At 66.5% G+C, this 16489-nt stretch carries 16 protein-coding genes; 13 read left to right on the forward strand and 3 right to left on the reverse strand.

Going from position 1 to position 16489, the window contains the following annotated elements:
• Nucleotides 1-75: 75 nt before the first annotated feature.
• The 3 genes from CFR71_RS06255 to CFR71_RS06265 form a co-directional block, all read right to left on the reverse strand.
• Entirely contained in the window at nucleotides 76-669 is a 594-nt protein-coding gene (locus CFR71_RS06255; RefSeq protein WP_110528749.1) for an RDD family protein, read from the reverse strand.
• A gap of 189 nt (nucleotides 670-858) precedes the next feature.
• Nucleotides 859-2094, reverse strand: a complete 1236-nt coding sequence (argJ, locus tag CFR71_RS06260; protein WP_110528752.1) for a bifunctional glutamate N-acetyltransferase/amino-acid acetyltransferase ArgJ — start codon at nucleotides 2092-2094, stop codon at nucleotides 859-861.
• Between the two features lie 169 nt (nucleotides 2095-2263).
• Nucleotides 2264-3184, reverse strand: coding sequence for a peptidylprolyl isomerase (locus CFR71_RS06265; RefSeq protein ID WP_408889638.1), 921 nt, complete (start codon nucleotides 3182-3184; stop codon nucleotides 2264-2266).
• Between the two features lie 247 nt (nucleotides 3185-3431).
• Between CFR71_RS06265 and secA the strand changes: the two genes are divergently transcribed.
• The 13 genes from secA (at nucleotide 3432) to tilS (ending at nucleotide 16370) form a co-directional block, all read left to right on the forward strand.
• Nucleotides 3432-6173, forward strand: coding sequence for a preprotein translocase subunit SecA (gene secA / locus CFR71_RS06270; protein ID WP_110528758.1), 2742 nt, complete (start codon nucleotides 3432-3434; stop codon nucleotides 6171-6173).
• A gap of 79 nt (nucleotides 6174-6252) precedes the next feature.
• Complete coding sequence (locus tag CFR71_RS06275) at nucleotides 6253-7002, forward strand: YebC/PmpR family DNA-binding transcriptional regulator (RefSeq protein WP_110528761.1); 750 nt, start codon at nucleotides 6253-6255, stop codon at nucleotides 7000-7002.
• 11 nt (nucleotides 7003-7013) lie between these two features.
• Nucleotides 7014-7520 (forward strand): crossover junction endodeoxyribonuclease RuvC, encoded by a 507-nt coding sequence (gene ruvC, locus CFR71_RS06280; RefSeq protein ID WP_110528764.1) that lies wholly within the window; start codon nucleotides 7014-7016, stop codon nucleotides 7518-7520.
• Complete coding sequence (ruvA, locus tag CFR71_RS06285; protein WP_110528767.1) at nucleotides 7517-8128, forward strand: Holliday junction branch migration protein RuvA; 612 nt, start codon at nucleotides 7517-7519, stop codon at nucleotides 8126-8128. The genes ruvC and ruvA overlap by 4 nt, the downstream gene beginning before the upstream one ends.
• Nucleotides 8125-9189, forward strand: a complete 1065-nt coding sequence (gene ruvB, locus CFR71_RS06290; protein ID WP_110528770.1) for a Holliday junction branch migration DNA helicase RuvB — start codon at nucleotides 8125-8127, stop codon at nucleotides 9187-9189. Before ruvA ends, ruvB begins: the two co-directional genes overlap by 4 nt.
• Nucleotides 9186-9617 (forward strand): YbgC/FadM family acyl-CoA thioesterase, encoded by a 432-nt coding sequence (locus CFR71_RS06295; protein WP_110528773.1) that lies wholly within the window; start codon nucleotides 9186-9188, stop codon nucleotides 9615-9617. Before ruvB ends, CFR71_RS06295 begins: the two co-directional genes overlap by 4 nt.
• 228 nt (nucleotides 9618-9845) lie before the next feature.
• On the forward strand, nucleotides 9846-10508 hold the full coding sequence (tolQ, locus tag CFR71_RS06300; protein ID WP_408889640.1) for a protein TolQ: 663 nt from the start codon (nucleotides 9846-9848) through the stop codon (nucleotides 10506-10508).
• Between the two features lie 2 nt (nucleotides 10509-10510).
• Nucleotides 10511-10945, forward strand: a complete 435-nt coding sequence (tolR, locus tag CFR71_RS06305) for a protein TolR (protein ID WP_110528776.1) — start codon at nucleotides 10511-10513, stop codon at nucleotides 10943-10945.
• Nucleotides 10946-10987: 42 nt separating this feature from the next.
• Nucleotides 10988-11980 carry an energy transducer TonB gene (locus CFR71_RS06310; RefSeq protein ID WP_110529068.1) on the forward strand — a complete coding sequence of 331 codons (993 nt, stop codon included), beginning with the start codon at nucleotides 10988-10990 and terminating at the stop codon, nucleotides 11978-11980.
• Nucleotides 11981-12009: 29 nt separating this feature from the next.
• A complete protein-coding gene (tolB, locus tag CFR71_RS06315; RefSeq protein WP_110529071.1) occupies nucleotides 12010-13383 on the forward strand; it encodes a Tol-Pal system beta propeller repeat protein TolB in 1374 nt (457 codons plus the stop codon).
• Nucleotides 13384-13644: 261 nt separating this feature from the next.
• Complete coding sequence (gene pal, locus CFR71_RS06320; protein WP_110528779.1) at nucleotides 13645-14115, forward strand: peptidoglycan-associated lipoprotein Pal; 471 nt, start codon at nucleotides 13645-13647, stop codon at nucleotides 14113-14115.
• 198 nt (nucleotides 14116-14313) lie between these two features.
• Nucleotides 14314-15018 (forward strand): tol-pal system YbgF family protein, encoded by a 705-nt coding sequence (locus CFR71_RS06325; RefSeq protein ID WP_408889635.1) that lies wholly within the window; start codon nucleotides 14314-14316, stop codon nucleotides 15016-15018.
• A gap of 56 nt (nucleotides 15019-15074) precedes the next feature.
• Nucleotides 15075-16370 (forward strand): tRNA lysidine(34) synthetase TilS, encoded by a 1296-nt coding sequence (gene tilS, locus CFR71_RS06330; protein WP_207781333.1) that lies wholly within the window; start codon nucleotides 15075-15077, stop codon nucleotides 16368-16370.
• Nucleotides 16371-16489 lie beyond the last annotated feature (119 nt).

A 16489-nucleotide genomic window follows, 5' to 3' on the forward strand; every position in this document is an offset into this window, starting at 1 on the left:
TCACACGGCGGTGTCGGGGCATGGCGGCACGACCTCTGCTCGGGACTGGGGGCGGTCCCTGCGTGCGATCGCGCGTTACTGCCACGCGGGCGGGACGGGCGGGGGCGGGGCCTCAAGCTGGCGGCGGATGACATAGGTGCCTGCCAGGATATCATGCAGTCCCTGCTTGCGACGGGTCCACGCGACCATCAGGAAACCGATTCCCAGTATCATGAAAGACAGGTATTTCCCAAGATAACGACCTGTCGCCCGCAGAAAGTCGATCCTGTTTCCGTTCAGGTCCGTTACCCGCATCCGGCATAGCAGCTTGCCTGGCGTGGCCTGCAGGCGGGAACTTTCGAAAATGATGTAGTACAGGGCCGGCAGCACCAGCCATGCCATTTCCAGCAGCCCGTGGCCGTGCCAGTGGACGTGCGGCGTGTTCGACATGATCATGTAATCGACGGGCTGGATGTAGGACACGCTGTAATCCCCGCCGCCGCCGGCGGGCTGGGGATCGAATATCGTGATCGACACGCTGGGGCCGATGATCGCGCCCAGCAGGCCAAGCCCGACCCACACGATCAGGGAATCCACCAGGTGCGCCACGACCCTGATCCAGAAACCGCCATAAACCCAGACTTCGGGATAGGGACTGGGCTGGCTGGCTTGGGAAAACTGATCGGACATCGCGTGCCTCGTTCCTGCTCAATGGACCGTGGATGGCCCGCCAAAGGCGGCTGTAACAGGCATGCCACCAAGGCGGGTGGAACGGAAACGGAAAAAACGGACCATGTCCGACCGGTCATGTCTTTCGCCCGTGCGCGGCCCCCGCACGGGCGTCAGGCCGTCCCCGCCATGGTCGCGCGAAAAGGGGGGCTAGCTGCGGTAGGAGCCGTTGATGTCGATATAGCCGTGCGTCAGGTCGCACGTCCACGCCTGCCCGATGCCGTTGGCCAGGCCGAGATCGACCTCGATTTCGATTTCCTGCCCCTTCATGTGCGCGACGACCGGCGCTTCGTCGTAATCGGGGATGACCGTGCCGTTGCGCGCGATCCATGTCCCGCCGATCCCGACCGACAGGGTGTCGCGGTTGGCGGGTTCGCCGCTTTTGCCCACGGCCATGACCACGCGGCCCCAGTTCGCGTCCTCGCCCGCGATCGCGGTCTTGACCAGCGGGGAATTGGCGATGGCCATCGCCACGCGCTTTGCCGATTCGTCGGATGTGGCGCCCGTGACGCGGATATGCATCATCTTGGTCGCGCCTTCGCCGTCGCGCACCACCAGCAGCGCGAGTTCCAGCAGCACGGCATCCAGCGCCGCCGCGAAATCCGCCAGCGCCGGGTCGTCCGCCGACGTGATGGCGGGACAGGCGACCTGCCCCGTCGCGAACAGCAGCGCCATGTCCGAGGTCGAGGTATCGGAATCAACGGTGGTGCAGTTGAAGCTTTTTTCCGTCCCGCGCGACAGCAGCGCCTGCAGCACCGGCGCGGGCAGGGTGGCGTCGGTTACGACAAAGGCCAGCATGGTCGCCATGTCGGGCGCGATCATGCCGCTGCCCTTGGCGATGCCCTGGATGCGCACCTTCGCGTCGCCGATCGTGGCCTCGCGCACCGCCCCCTTGGGGAAGGTATCGGTGGTCATGATGCCGCGCGCCGCGTCGGCCCAGCCATTTTCCGACAGACGGCCATACAGCCCCGGCAGCGCGTCGCTGATCTTGCGATAGGGAAGGACCTCGCCAATCACCCCGGTCGAGGCGAGGAAGACCTCGCTTGCCGCGCATTCCACAAGGCGCGCGGCATCGGCGGCGTTGGCCTGCGTCGCCTCATATCCCGCGCGGCCGGTAAAGACGTTGGCGTTGCCCGCGTTCACCACCAGCGCGCGCGCCACCCCGCCGGCCAGCGCCGCGCGGCACCAGTCCACCGGCGCGCCGGGGCACCGGCTGCGGGTAAAGACGCCCGCGACCCGCGTGCCTGGCGCGAATTCCGCCATGACGAGGTCCGTGCGCCCGGCATAGCGGATGCCGGCAGCCGTCGCGCCAAATCGCACGCCAGCCAGCGGCGTCAGATCGGGAAACGGCCGTGCGAGCGGGGAAGTGGGAAGGGCGTCAGCCATGGCGCATCGGGTCCTTTGGCCTGGCGTGGGTGCGATGCCACGCGGGGATATCTCTTATGGTTGATGGGTGCCCGCCCCGGCCGCCATGACGCGCATGGCGGCCGGGGGAGGGGCACCGGCCGGCGCGCCCGTCATATGGCGGTCGCGCCGGGCCTTGCCTTGCGTCGCGTCAGTGCGCGGCGGGCGGCGTGTTGGGCGCGTTTTCCGGCAGCGGCTTGCCGTCGGGTCCGTAACGGACGATCTTGACCTGCGCCACGGCGGAGCTGACGGCTTTCTGCACGCCTTCCTGGATCAGCTTCTGGCGGATCTGGTCGCGCACGGAATCAAGCGTCGGCGTCGCGGCCGTGCGCTTGCCCAGGACCTGGATCACATGCCAGCCGTACTGGGTGTGCACCGGGGTCTGGCTGAAGCTGTTGGGCTGCAGGGCGGATGCCGCGTCCCAGAAGCTCGGCAGCATGTCGCCCTTCTTGAACCAGCCGAGGTCGCCGCCATTCTGCTTGGCCGAGCCGGGATCCTTGGACAGCTTCGTCGCGAGGTCGGCGAAGTTGCCGCCGGCCTTCAGCTGCTTGATGATGTCGTTGGCCTGTGCCTCGGTCGGGACAAGGATGTGGCGGGCGTGGATTTCCTCCGCCCCCGGCTTGTTGGCGTAATTCTTGTCGTAATACGACTTGATCGCGTCATCGGTCAGGCCCGGCATGACCTGCGCGGACAGATAGGCGTTCTGCAACGCGTTCTGCGCCGCGACCTCCATCTGGTGCTGCACGTCCGGCTGCTTGGACAGGCCGCTCTTTTCCGCGACGATCTGGATCGCCTTCTGGTCAACCAGCTGGTTGAGGAGAATCGGCAGGATGACGTTTTCCGGCAGCTTGCGCAGCTGGTCGGGCATCGTGGCGATGGCCTGGCGGATATCGTTGAGGCGGATATCCTGCCCGTTGACCGACGCAAGACGCGGGTTCGCGTCGGCCGGGGCGGCTGCCGCCGGGGTGGCGGCAGCGGGCGCGGTGCCCGCTGCGAGGGCTGGAGGGACGAGGATTGTGGAAGCAAGCAGGGCCATCGTTGCGATGGCCTTTGCCGGACCGAAAGTCCGCATGTGCGAATAACCCTAATTTATGGACGCGTTGGCCGGGCATCATGGCGAAGGCTGTCCGCTCCCGCAAGGGGCGGGGGCGCGGGAACCTTCGCGGGGATCTTTCGCGACGCGGTGGGGCGGCATCTGTTGACCCATGGCGACGTGGGTCCTATCTGATGGTTCCGCGCAAGAATGTTATCCGTGTGCATGCCCCCCCCCGCGTCATCGCCCCCTCCGGCGCGGGAATCGCCATCTCGGGAAGGTCCATATGTTCGCCAGTATTGCCCGTGCCCTGTTCGGAACCGCCAATGACCGGGCGTTGAAAGCGTACCAGCGGCGCATCCCCGCCATCAACGCGCTTGAACCCCAGATGCAGGCGCTTGACGACCAGGCACTCGCGGCCAAGACGCAGGAATTCCGTGAACGCATCGCAAAGGGCGAAACCCTCGACGCGCTTCTGCCCGAAGCCTTCGCCGTGTGCCGCGAGGCCTCGCGGCGCGTGCTGGGCATGCGCCATTTCGATGTGCAGCTGATCGGTGGCATGGTGCTTCAGGATGGCAAGATCGCGGAAATGCGCACGGGCGAGGGCAAGACCCTTGTCGCGACGCTTGCCGTCTATCTCAGCGCGCTGTCGGGCAAGGGCGTGCATGTCGTGACCGTCAACGACTACCTCGCCAGCCGCGACGCGGAGGAGATGGGCAGGCTCTATTCCTTCCTTGGCCTGACGACCGGGGTGGTCGTGCCCAACATCCCCGAACATGAACGCCGCGCCGCCTATGCCGCTGACATCACCTATGGCACGAACAACGAATTCGGCTTCGACTACCTGCGCGACAACATGAAATACCGCGCCGAGGACATGGTCCAGCGCCCCTTCCACCATGCCATCGTTGACGAGGTCGATTCGATCCTGATCGACGAGGCGCGCACCCCGCTGATCATTTCCGGCCCCGCCGACGACAGTTCCGACCTCTACCGCTCGGTGGACGAGGTGATGGCGGTCCTGGTCAAGGATCCCGACGCCTTTGAAAAGGATGAGAAATACCGCTCCGTCATCCTGACCGACAAGGGCGCGGAAGAGGTCGAGCAGATGCTGCGCGACGCGGGCGTCCTGAAGGAAGGCGGCCTGTACGACATCCAGAACGTCGCCGTCATCCACCATGTGCAGCAGTCGCTGCGCGCGCATACGCTGTTCACGCGCGATGTCGATTACATCGTGCGCGACGACAAGGTGATCATCATTGACGAGTTCACCGGCCGCATGATGGATGGCCGTCGTTATTCCGACGGCCTGCATCAGGCGCTGGAGGCGAAGGAGCATGTGGAGATCCAGCAGGAAAACCAGACGCTGGCCTCCATCACGTTCCAGAACTATTTCCGGCTGTATCCGCGCCTGTCGGGCATGACCGGCACCGCGATGACCGAGGCGGACGAATTCGCGGACATCTACAAGCTCGACGTCATCGAGATCCCGACCAATCGCCCCATCGCCCGCAAGGACGACGATGACGAGGTGTACCTGACCGCGCGCGAGAAATACGAGGCCGTCAGCGCGCTGGTGGAGGAAGTGTCCAAGGGCGGGCAGCCCGTTCTGGTCGGCACCACCTCCATCGAGAAGAGCGAGCTGCTTTCCTCCCTGCTGCGCAAGCGCGGGGTGCGCCACAACGTGCTCAATGCCCGCTTCCATGAAATGGAGGCGACCATCGTGGCGCAGGCTGGCGCGCCGGGGGCGATCACGATCGCGACCAACATGGCCGGGCGCGGCACCGACATCAAGCTGGGCGGCAATGTGGAAATGCGCATCGCCCAGGAACTTGGCGACATCAAGGATCCGGAGGAACGCGCCCGGCGCGAGGCGGAACTGCGCGCGCAGGTGGCGGAATACCACGACATCGTCCAGAAGGCGGGCGGCCTGTACGTGATCGGCACCGAACGCCATGAAAGCCGCCGCATCGACAACCAGCTGCGCGGCCGCGCGGGGCGTCAGGGCGATCCGGGCAATTCGCGCTTCTTCATCTCGCTCGAAGATGACCTGATGCGCATCTTCGGCACCGACCGCATGGGCGGGATGCTCCAGAAACTGGGCCTGAAGGAAGGGGAGGCCATCGTCCATCCCTGGATCAACAAGGCGCTGGAGCGCGCGCAGAAAAAGGTCGAGGCCCGCAACTTCGACATGCGCAAGAACACGCTGAAATATGACGACGTCATGAATGACCAGCGCAAGGAGGTCTATGCCCAGCGCCGGGAATACATGGCGATGGAGGATGTCTCCCCCATCATCGCGGACATGCGCGCCGACGTCATTCACGACATGGTGGAACGCCACATCCCCGAACGTTCCTTTGCCGAGCAGTGGCAGAAGGAGGAACTGGCGGCCGAGATCACCAGCGTGCTGGGGCTGAGCCTGCCGATCGATGAATGGGCGGCCGAGGACGGCATGGATGGCGCGGCCGTGGCCGAACGGATCGAGCAGGCCGCGAACCAGGCGCAGGCGACCAAGGCGGCCAATTTCGGCCCGTCCATCATGCGGTATGTCGAAAAGCAGGTGCTGCTGACCACGTTCGACGCGGTGTGGAAGGAACACCTGCTGGCGCTGGACCAGCTGCGCCAGGGCATCGGCCTGCGTGCCTACGGGCAGAAAGATCCCCTCAACGAGTTCAAGCACGAGGCGTTCGAACTGTTCAACGCGATGCTCGACCACCTGCGGCTGCGCGTGACATCGACCATGGCGCGGGTCGAGGTCGCGCCCCCGCCCATCGACGACCCGTTCCCCGGCGGCATGGCGGAGGTCCATTCCGACCCGCGCGTGCCGGGTCTGGAAAACGAGCCCGGCCCCGGGCTGCTGCCGCGCACGGACGGTAAGCTGCCGGACCTTGCGATGGCCGAGCCCATCGGCGGGGCCGCGGTCATGCCGGACGATCCGTCAAGCTGGGGCGAGGTCCCGCGCAACGCATCGTGCCCGTGCGGGTCTGGCAAGAAGTACAAGCACTGCCACGGGCGCCTCGGCTAGGAAGGGATGGCGCCCCGCGCGGGGCACATCGCGGGCGGCTGGATAATAAACAAGAGACTTACAGGATCAGGGACGAACGATGGCGGGTCATTCCCAATTCAAGAACATCATGCATCGCAAGGGCGCGCAGGACGCCAAGCGCGCGAAGCAGTTTGCAAAGGTCATCCGCGAAATCACCGTCGCCACGCGCGAAGGCATGCCCGACCCGGCGATGAACCCGCGCCTGCGGGCGGCCATTTCCGCCGCGCGCGAAGTAAACATGCCCAAGGACACGGTCGAACGCGCGATCAAGAAGGCCTCCGGCGCGGGGGGCGGCGACGATTACGTGGAGGTCCGGTACGAAGGTTACGGCCCGGCGGGCGTTGCCGTGATCGTGGAGGGCCTGACCGACAACCGCAACCGCACGGCGTCCGACGTGCGCGCGGCCTTTTCCAAGCATGGCGGTTCGCTGGGGGAGACGAACTCCGTCTCCTTCATGTTCCAGCGCCTTGGCGTCATTACCTATCCGCTGGATGTCGCGACCGAGGATGAAATGCTCGAGGCCGGGATCGAGGCCGGGGCCGACAACGTCGAAACCACGGCGGACGGGCATGAAATCACCTGCGCGGTGGAATCCTTTTTCGCCGTGCGCGACGCGCTTGAAACCCGTTTCGGCGAACCCGCGTCGGCCCGGCTCGACTGGCGTCCCGATACGGTCGTGACCCTGGACGAGGAAAAGGCGAGCAGCGTGCTCAAGCTGATCGACGTGCTGGAGGAGAATGACGACGTGCAGTCGGTGTACGCCAATTTCGACCTTCCCGACGACGTGGCTGAAAAGCTGTCGGCCTGATCGCGCCCGCCGTGGTCCGGATACTGGGAATCGATCCCGGCCTGCGGTTTACCGGCTGGGGCGTGATCGAGGCACGGGGCAACCGCCTGTCCCATATCGCCGATGGCGTCATTGCCACCGACTCCGCGATGTCGGTTCCCCTGCGCCTGCGGCACCTGCATGATGCGCTGCTGGAGCTTGGCCGTGGCTTTGCCCCGGACGAGGCCGCGATCGAGGAAACCTATGTCAACCGCAACGGGGCCGCGACGCTGAAGCTGGGATACGCCCGTGGCGTGGGGCTGCTGGTGCCGGTGCTGCTGGATATCGCGGTGGCCGAATACGGCGCGAAGGCGGTCAAGCGCGCGGTGGTGGGCACCGGGGCCGCGACGAAGGAACAGGTGGAAATGATGGTGCGACGCCTGCTGCCCACCGCGATTGCCAGGCGTGCCGACGCGGCGGACGCGCTGGCGGTCGCCATCTGCCACGCCCACCACCGGGCCAGCGCCGCGCATGTCGCCCGCGCCACGAGGATGGCATGATCGCGCAGTTGACAGGGCTGGCGGGACAGGTGGAGGCCGACCGCTGTGTCATCGATGTCGGCGGCGTCGGCTATCTGGTCCATGCCTCCACCCGCACGCTTTCGGCCCTGCCGCAGCCACCCGAAGTGGCGCGCGTGCTGGTGGAAACCGTGGTGCGGGAGGACGCGATCCTGCTGTACGGTTTCATCGACGCGGCCGAACGGTCGTGGTTCCGCCTGCTGACGACGGTGCAGGGCGTGGGCGCGAAGGTCGCGCTGGCGATCCTGTCCACGCTGTCCGCCACCGACCTGATCGCGGCCATCGCGGCGGGGGACAAGGCGGGGCTGACGCGCGCGGCGGGCGTGGGCGCGCGTCTGGCGCAACGGATCGTCACCGAACTGCGTGACAAGTGCGATGGCATGCCCACGGGTGGCGTCGCGGGCGTTACGGTCGCGGCGGCGGCCGGCGCGGGCGGCGGGGTCCTGTCGGACGCGCTGCTGGCGCTGTCGGGCCTGGGCTTCCGCCGGGCGGAGGCGCAGCCGGTGGTCGCGCGCGTGATGGAACGGCTGGAGGGCGGAGGCGACCTTGACGTCATCATCCGCGAAAGCCTGAAGGAACTGGCCCGATGAGCGAACATCCCGAACGCGAGATCGATGCCACCCGGGGGGAGGACGATGCGGCCGAGGCCAGCCTGCGGCCCCAGACGCTGGATGATTTCACCGGGCAGAAGGCCAGCCGCGAAAACCTTGCCGTCTTCATCGCCGCCGCCCGGCAGCGGGGGGAGGCGATGGACCACGTCCTGCTGCACGGGCCGCCGGGGCTGGGCAAGACGACGCTGGCGCAGATCGTGGCGCGTGAGCTTGGCGTCGGCTTCCGCGCCACGTCCGGGCCGGTCATACAGCGCGCCGGCGACCTTGCCGCGATCCTGACCAACCTGCAGCCGCGCGACGTGCTGTTCATTGACGAGATCCACCGCCTCCAGCCCTCCATCGAGGAGGTGCTGTATCCGGCGATGGAGGATTTCCAGCTCGACCTGATCATCGGCGAGGGACCGGCGGCGCGATCGGTGCGCATCGACCTTTCGCCCTTTACGCTGGTGGCGGCCACGACGCGTGCGGGCCTGCTGGCGACGCCGCTGCGCGACCGGTTCGGGATCCCGCTGCGGCTGGTGTTCTACACGCCCGAGGAACTGCGCCAGATCGTCTCACGCGGGGCGCAGAAGCTCAATTTCGAACTGACCCATGACGGGGCGGAAGAAATCGCCCGCCGTTCACGCGGCACGCCGCGCATCGCCGGGCGGCTTTTGCGGCGGGTGCGCGATTTCGCCGCCGTGGCGCGGTCGGGACACGGGCCGGTGGACCGGGCGCTGGCCGATGCGGCGCTGGCGCGGCTGGAGGTGGATTCGATGGGCCTTGACGGCATGGACCGCCGTTACCTGCGCCGGATCGCGGAATACCACCATGGCGGCCCGGTGGGGGTGGAGACGCTGGCCGCGGCGCTGGCCGAGGCGCGCGACACGATCGAGGACGTGATCGAACCCTACCTGATCCAGGAGGGGCTGGTCCTGCGCACCAGTCGCGGGCGCATGCTGGGCGAACGTGGCTGGCGGCATCTGGGGCTGCAGCCCCCGGCGCGCACGGCGGGGCAGGGCGACCTTCTGGGGGAACTGGGCGAGGGGACGGCACCTTGACGCAGCATCAGATAGACTTTCGCGTCTATTACGAGGATACGGATGCCGGCGGCGTGGTCTATCACGCCCGCTACCTCGCCTTTGCCGAACGTGCCCGGACCGAGGCGATCCGCGCGCAGGGCAGCGCGGTGTCCGAACTGCTGGAAGAATACGGCCTGGTGTTCGTCGTGCGGACCGCGTCCCTCGATTACCGGCGCCCGTTCCGCCTTGACGATATCGCGCGCATCACGACTCGGCTGACGGAACTGGGACCGGCAAGCTGCCGCCTGCTCCAGACATTCACCCGCGTGGACGGGGCGGGCGTGGAGTCCGCGGATGGCGTGCACGCGTCGCTGGACGTGCGGCTGGCGTGCATTCGCGTCCAGGACGGGCGTCCTGCCCGATTTCCGCCGCGATGGCGTGATTTGCTGACCACTCTGCTGCCCTGAAGGGGTATCGCCGTGCGCGTTTTTCCAGCCCGGAAACGCGCAGATGGCGATCTTTTCGCGTCTGGGGTTGCGTAGAGCGCATTGCTGCGTGGAAAGCGGCTTGGCGCTGGCTTGTCAAACAGGCAATGTTCGTGTTTGAGCGGATGCTAAGAAGGTGTGCAGGAGGCGTTTTTGGACCAAGCGGTTAACGCGGCGAATCTGGGAGCGGCTGCGGCCGGCGGATTGTCGCTGTGGAGTCTGTTTCTTCAGGCGGCGATCGTCGTCAAGCTGGTGATGATCGGGCTGGTTGTCAGCAGCGTCATCGTATGGGCGATCATTTTCGACAAGATCGTGACCATCCGCCGGGTCAACCGGCAGGCATCCGATTTCGAGGAAAGGTTCTGGGCCGGCGGCAGCCTGGAGGACCTGTATGAATCCGACGGGGCAAAGCCGATTCACCCGATGGCCGCCGTATTTGGCGCGGCGATGGGCGAATGGCGGCGTTCGTCGCGCATTGCCGGGATCGATCTGGTCCATGGCGGGGTGCAGGACCGCGTCAACCGCGCCATGTCCATCACCATCACGCGTGAAATGGACCGGCTGAACCGCTGGCTGATCTTTGTCGCGACCATCGGGCCGGTCGCGCCGTTCATCGGCCTGTTCGGCACGGTGTGGGGCATCATGCACGCGTTCGGGTCGATCGCGGCGATGCACAACACCAACCTCAGCGTCGTGGCGCCGGGCATTTCCGAAGCCCTGTTCGCGACGGCCATCGGCCTTGTGACCGCCATCCCCGCCGTGATCGCCTATAACGTCATCGGCAACAGCCTTGGCGTGTTCGAGGACCGGCTGGATGCGTTCGGGACCGAATTCGCGGCCATCCTGTCACGCCAGTCCGAAGAAAGGGGCTGATCATGGCCGGTGGCCTGCGTGACCTGCGCCGGCGTCGTCGCCGTCGCCCCATGTCCGACATCAACGTCACGCCACTGGTGGACGTCATGCTGGTGCTTCTGATCATCTTCATGGTCACGGCCCCGATGATGACCAGCGGCGTGAACGTCGACCTGCCGAAAACCGATGCCGCGCCCGTCAACACGGACACGAAACCCATCACCGTGTCCATCCGTTCCGACGGGACGCTGTATCTGGGGGACAATCCCGTATCGCAGGACGCGCTGGTGGACCAGCTGCGCGCGGCGGCCCAGAATGACCGTGAACACAGGATTTTCGTGCGTGGCGATTCCCATATCGATTATGGCCGCGTCATGCAGGTGATGGGACAGATCACGGCGGGCGGCTTCACGCATGTCGCGCTGCTGGCGCAACAGCCGCCAGGTGGCGGACACTGAACGGACTTGGGCAATACACTGGACAATTTCGGGAGTCCCCTGATCGTGCCGCGTCCGCGTCGTTCCGAACGTGTTCTGCTGCGTCGTTCGATACTGATATCGGGCGGCCTGCATGTCGCGCTGCTGCTGGCGGTCGTGCTGCGGCTGCCGGTGCCCGTCCCGCCCGAACCGCCCCCGCCGCCCACGGTGGAGATGGAATTCACCTCCGATGCGGGCGAAGGCACCCCGCACAAGGGCGACAAGCCCGCGCCGAAGCCGGCACCCGCGCCCGCGCCGGTGCCGAACCCGGCCCCGCCCGCCCCGACGCCGCCGGAAAAGGCCCCGAATGAGGAGGCGGCCCCCCCGCCGCCACCCCCGCCGCCGATGCCGCCGCCACAGGAAAGTCCCGCGCCCACCCCCGACACGCCCACGCCGCCCAAGGCGGAGGAGCCGTCGCCCGATGCGCTGAAGACCCCGCCGCAGCCGCAGTCCGTGCCCAGCCCCGCAAGCGCGCCGGTGCCCCCTTCGCCACAGCCGGAGGAGAACGCGCCGCCGAAGGTGCAGGAGTTCTCGCACATCACGCAGCCCAACCCGGTCAAGAAGCCGGTGCCCGACACGCATTCGCTGCTGGCGACGCTGGATTCCTTCCGCGCGGACCAGAAACAGACCCACCCGCCCAAGGCACGCGCCAACCCGGCGCAGGGTGGCGCGCCTGACGGCGGCGGGTCGCCTGACGGAGATATTACCCAGTCGATGAGCGCTGCCGAGCAGAAGGGCATCGGCAACGCCGTGCGTCGCTGTTATTCCGAGGATACGGCCGCCCGCAACTATGCGCAGTTTGTCGCCCATCTTGTGGTGACGGTCGACGCCACGGGCACCGCGCGACTGGTGGACTTCGCGCCGCAGACGCAGGCCCGCATGGACAGTGATCCGTCCTATCGCGCCCTGGCGGAACGCGCGCGCGACGCGGTGCTGAGCCCGACCTGCGCCAAGCTGCCGATTCCCAAGAACCTGCTGGGACAGACCCGACAGCTGAAATTCGTATTTCGTCCATGAAACAGGACGAGACCGAGGAGACGATTGAGATGAGTCCAAGTGTAAAGCCACTTATTCCCGATGCGGATGCCGATCGCATGGCCGCGGCCTTCGGGCGACGCGGCGTCATGGGGGCCGGGATTGCCGGGGGGCTGCTTGCGACACCGCTATTCGCGCCTTTCGGCACGGCGCATGCGCAGTCGGCGGCGCCCGACGCGGAAATTACCGTGGATCAGGCCCGCACCGCGCCGATTCCCATTGTCATCCCGTCGCTGGGCAACGGGATCGGGCAGCAGATTACCGACGTGATTTCCGCCGATCTGGGCAATTGCGGCCTGTTCCGCCCCATCGCCGCCAGCCTGCCGGCGGGGCGTCCCGACTTTGCCACCTACAAGGCGATGGGCGCGCGCGCCCTGGTGTCGGGGCGGGCGGAAAACCAGGGATCGTCCATCCGCGTGGAATTCCGCCTGTGGGACGTGACCACCGGCAGCCAGATCCAGGGCACAGCCTATACGGCGTCCAGCCAGGACTGGCGGCGGATCGCGCATGTGATCGCCGACGTGATCTATACCCGCCTGCTGGGGGAAAAGGGATATTTCAATTCCCGCATCGCCTATATCGCCCTGTCGGGACCGCGTTCGCACCAGACGCGGCGGCTGGCGATCATGGATCAGGACGGCGCGGACAGCCGTTACCTGACCAGCGGGCAGTGGGATACCCTGACCCCGCGTTTCAACCCGGCGAACAGCGAACTCGCCTTCATGTCCTACATCAACAACCGCCCGCGCGTGTACCTGTTCAACCTGAACACGGGGCAGCAGCGGATCCTGGGCGAATTTTCGGGCATGTCGTTCGCGCCGCGCTTCAGCCCGAATGGCGCGGCGGTGGTGCTGTCGGTCACGCGCGGCAGCGGGTCGGACCTGTACACCGTGGAACTGTCGAACATGTCGCGGCGTCAGCTGACGTCCTCCGGCGCGATCGACACCAGCCCGTGCTACAGCCCCGACGGGTCGCAGATCGTTTTCAATTCCGACCGTGGCGGTTCCCCGCAGCTTTACGTGATGCCTGCAACCGGTGGCGATGCGAAACGTATTTCATATGGCCACGGGCATTACGGTTCGCCCGTCTGGTCCCCGCGTGGCGACCTGATCGCGTTTTCGCGCATTGCCAACGGGTCGTTCTCGCTGGGTGTGATGGCGCCTGATGGCACGGGGGAGCGTATCCTGACGGAAGGTTTCACAGTGGAAAGTCCCACATTCTGTCCGAATGGCCGCGTCCTGGCCTTCTGCCGGCAGAGTGCCGCGCACGCGGGTGGCGCGGGCTTCACGTCCGGCATCAGCAGCATCGACATCACCGGCTTTCACGAACGCGCCCTGCCGGTCGGCAGCTCGTCCGATCCCACGTGGTCGCCTTTGAACCAGTAACCAGTAAAAGGAGACATTTTTACAACAGCCAAAGGGTGTAATACCGCGCAGCGTCTCGTTTGATGAAGGTCCGCTATGTGTCCGCTTCAACTTGACGTTCGCGGGGTCAATGAAGTATTTATACCGCAGGTCTCCAGCGTTCGCGGGTCTCTGTTTGCGTTTGTTTGCAGAGCAAAACGAGACTCGGGACCATCACAATTTGCACCCGGAAATTTAACAAGTGGTTTCAATATCAAAGAAACCAATCCAGGATCAAACGTAATGAGACTGAAGCTTCTTGGCGCGGCGGGCATGGCCCTTTTCCTTGCCGCCTGCTCCGACCACACGAACAAGGCCGCCAACACCGGTGCCGCTACCCAGCAGACCGGTCCCGCGCCGGGCAGCGAAGCCGACCTGGTCGCCAACGCTGGTGACCGCGTGTTCTTCGAACTGAACCAGAACACGCTGTCCGCCGATGCGAAGGCAACGCTGGACCGTCAGGCTGCATGGCTGGCGAAGTACCCGCAGGTCAACGTCCAGATCGCCGGCAACTGCGATGACCGCGGGACCGAGGAATACAACCTTGCCCTGGGTCAGCGCCGCGCCAACGCCGCGCATGACTATCTGGTGGCCAAGGGTGTCGCCGCGTCGCGCATCACGACCATCTCCTATGGCAAGGACCGTCCGACCGCGCCTGGCGATGATGAAGCTTCGTGGTCGCAGAACCGCAACGCGATTACCGCGGTGCAGTAAGGTTTCCTTTCCCGTCATGGGGAATGGAGGTTTTGACGGAACCGGTCGGGTGTTTAACACCCGGCCGGTTTTGTTTTAGGTATATGCCTGATTCCATGCGGCGCGTCCGGCGCGCCGGCATGAACAGTTTCGAGGGGGATGTCATCCATGCGCTCTGTTGTGTCCAGCTTTGTATGCGCGGGGCGTCGGTCGCTGCGAATGGGCCTGCTGGGTGCGGGCATGGCGGTCGGGGTCGCCGCGTTTCAGGTGCCGGGGGCACTGGCGGCCGATGACAACGGCAACCTCGTGCTGCAACTCCTGGACCGGGTGAACACGCTTGAGGAACAGACGCGCGACATGCGTGGCCAGATTGACCAGCTGACCAATCAGGTCCAGCAGCAGAACGCGACGCTGAGCAAGCAGATCGAGGACATGAATTTCGCGATGCAGAACGGGCATGGCGCGACATCCGCGGCCAAGGGCGCCGCGTCGCCTGCCGCGGCGTCCCCGCTGGCCACGGCGGATGACGCGCCGGCGAAACGCACGGCGGCGGATATCCTCAAGGATGGCAATGCCGCGCTGCTGCAGCGTGATTACGCCACGGCGCAGGCCGATGCGCAGCAGGTCCTGTCCGGTCCCAAAAGCCCGCGCCAGATCGACGCGCAGTACCTGCTGGCGCAGTCGCTGGCGGGACAGAAGCAGTATCGCCAGTCGGCGCTGGCCTATTACGATACCTATAACCGCTCCCCCCACGGCGCGCGCGCGCCCAGCGCCCTGCTGGGGGTGGCCGCGACGCTGGTCGCGCTGGGGGACAAGGCGTCCGCCTGTCAGGCGCTGGACAAGCTGGCAAGCGAATTCCCCGAACCCGAAGCCCGCATCCGCAGCGCGGAAGGCATCTATCGCAAGAAGGCGAAATGCGGCTGATACAGCCATGACGGGTGCGGAACGGCCGACGTCGCGCGCATGACGGTCCGGGCAGGATGACCGGGGATGCCGCCGGGCGGGCGGTGGGGGATGACATGTTCGCCCGTATCATGCGCGGACTGGGGCCGTGGCTGCCTGATGGGCCGGATGCGGTGCCCGTCGCCATCGCCGTGTCGGGCGGCGCGGACAGCCTTGCGCTGGCGCTGCTGGCCCGACGGTGGCGTCAGGCGGTGGTCGGGCTGGTTGTCGATCACGGATTGCGGGCGGAATCGGCGGCCGAGGCGGCGCAGACGATGCGACGCCTTGCCCGCATGGACATTCCCGCCCGGCTTTTGCGGCTGGAGGGACTGTCGCGCGGTTCCCGCATGGCCGAACGCGCCCGCCACATGCGCTACCAGGCGCTGGTGACAGCCTGCCGGGAACTGGGCGCGATCGACCTGCTGGTGGGACATCACGCGGGCGATCAGGCGGAAACCGTCATGATGCGCCGTCGCGCCGCCAGCGGTCCCGACGGGCTGGCGGGCATGGCGCGGGTTGTCACGGGCGATGACGTGCGCCTCGTGCGGCCGCTGCTGGATATCGCAAAATCCGACCTTTACGCCACACTGCGCCATGCGGGCATGGACTGGGTGGAGGACCCCTCCAACGCCGACCTGCGCACTGAACGCGCCCGTGCCCGCGCGGCGCTGGCGCGGGACGTGGGATTGCGCGACCGGATGCTGCGGGTCGCGCGGGCGGCGGGAAGGCGGCGCATGCGCCATGAGGAGGAGGATGCGCTGTGGCTGGTGCGCCACGCCCGTTTCCATGCGGAGGGATGGGTCGAGCTTCCGGCCCGGCTGCCCTGCGCGCATATTATGTCCGCGCTGATACGCACGGTGGGGGGGCGCGAATATGTCCCGTCGCGTCCCGGCGTCGCGGCCTTGTGTGAACATCCCCGCGCGGCAACGCTGGGAGGGACGCGCCTGATGGCGTATAAGGGGGGATGGCTGCTGCTGCGTGAGGAGGCGGCGATGGAAGGTCAGGTTCCGGCCCATGTCGGCGTGCGGTGGGACAACCGTTTCGTGCTGCGCCCGTCCGATGGGGGCTGCCCGCTTCCGGCGTCCCTGCGGGTCGGGGCGGCGGGTGCCGTGGCCGCGTGGTGGCCGCGCGATCGTGCCCGCCCCGTGATGCCGGCGCGGGCGCTGCGCACTCTGCCCGCGCTTCATCATGACGGGCATGTCGTGGCCGTGCCGCATATGGGGGTGTTCGCCCCCGGCCTGCCGCATGGCTGGCGTTTCGCCTTCGTGCCGCCGGTTCCGGTCACCCCGGGCGGGTGTTTTGGCGTCCCGGCACAGATTCCTCGCCCCGTTTGACAGAAAGGTCTGTCATGGGGGGTGTGAATGTGCCCCGATCGTCCTATGTAAGAAAGACGTAAGAGGAACTTGGTGTCTGTAAGTCGACCTGCCCTGGCGGGTCCACGAAGGCGTCAGCA

This window comes from Novacetimonas pomaceti (assembly GCF_003207955.1).
Lineage (GTDB): Bacteria > Pseudomonadota > Alphaproteobacteria > Acetobacterales > Acetobacteraceae > Novacetimonas > Novacetimonas pomaceti.